This window comes from Microcystis sp. LE19-10.1B, from assembly GCF_027530565.1.
In the GTDB taxonomy this organism is placed as follows: domain Bacteria; phylum Cyanobacteriota; class Cyanobacteriia; order Cyanobacteriales; family Microcystaceae; genus Microcystis; species Microcystis aeruginosa.
Map to the genome: position 1 here is coordinate 1 of NZ_JAPZQM010000339.1, position 1,192 is coordinate 1,192.

The 1,192-nt window shown below is 41.7% G+C and carries 1 protein-coding gene and 1 pseudogene; one reads left to right on the forward strand and one right to left on the reverse strand.

Translation table 11 applies throughout. The features are described 5' to 3' along the window. Nucleotides 1-161 precede the first annotated feature (161 nt). Complete coding sequence (locus O9332_RS12205; protein WP_002760305.1) at nt 162-896, reverse strand: DUF1190 domain-containing protein; 735 nt, start codon at nt 894-896, stop codon at nt 162-164. Between the two features lie 93 nt (nt 897-989). Between O9332_RS12205 and O9332_RS12210 the strand changes: the two are divergent. Then, nucleotides 990-1,166 (forward strand): annotated as a pseudogene (locus O9332_RS12210) (transposase); the annotation flags it as partial. Nucleotides 1,167-1,192 lie beyond the last annotated feature (26 nt).

Sequence of the window (1,192 nt, forward strand, 5' to 3'; positions counted from 1 at the left end):
TATTATATCAAATCTTAACTCAATTGTCTATCTTTTGGTATTAACCTATTTGTGCCTTAAGTCCTTTCCTGTATGAATTTCAGCTACTTTTGAGCGTAGTTGCTCTCATCGAATTTTATTTTAAGTTAATTATTTGCATAACAATTCCCGAAGAGCCTTTATTATTTACCGATGCCACCCCGTCCTGTGGCCTTATAGGTGGAACCAAATCCAGTAGAAGACCGACCGCGAATAACGCCTGAGCCAATAGTCCCCGAAGGTCGAGCGGGAGCCGTAAAACGAGTATGTTGTGGAACTAAAATTTTAGTGCCTGGGGAGTAACGGGGTAAACTACGACCATAGGGGGTGACTAAATTGCCTGCGTTGCCTTGATAAACCGTTGTCGGACGATAGAGACGATGCTGGATACCGCCATGATAAAAATAAACGAAGTCATAGGTATTAGGATAGATAAAAGTTCCGCCAAAACTAGGATAGTAGCCGGTTCGTGGTTGACCACCATTTTCAGTAGCGGGACTACAGGTTAATCCCTCTGTTTGACATTGCTCCAAAGTGTCGTAAACGGGAGCATTACTTTCGTGTTCCCGTAAGGCTAGGGCTAGTTGTGCTTCACAGTCTTCTGGTGTTATGATCGGGGCGCTCGGTGTAACGGTACTTTTCCCCTGATTAACAGCCTGTTGTTGTTTGGTTAATTGTTGTTGACATTGACTGACATTTTCGTAAAAGATAGCTTCTACAGGTTGATCGGCAATCGCATCGTTAGGAGGCACTTCTGGGACAGAAGAAATATCAGAATTATCACTACAACTGGCGGTTAAGGTGGCGCAAAAAACCGCTAGAGCAAGATAGGAGAAGATTTGTTGGCGGCGGATCGGAATAACGCTTCTAGGTTGCATAATTTTAACCTCATAAATATTATGATATTTGGCTCTTCGTTACTCTTTATGCTAAATCAACATACAAGATGCCAAGACAACATACTTCTAACCCAAAAATTCCGAAACTGGTTTGGAGAAATAATTAGTTATTTCGAGCGAAGGACAACGAATGGGATGGTCGAGGGAATCAACAATAAACTTAAACTAATAAAACGGAGAGCCTATGGCTTGAGAAACTTTCGGAATTTTTGGGTTAGAAGTATGTTGTCTTGGCATCTTGTATGTTGATTTAGCATAAAGAGTAACGAAGAGCC

Bases quoted from the DNA above. Each gene is read 5' to 3' on its own strand.
- O9332_RS12205 (WP_002760305.1), bottom strand. From the start codon at position 896: ATGCAACCTAGAAGCGTTATTCCGATCCGCCGCCAACAAATCTTCTCC.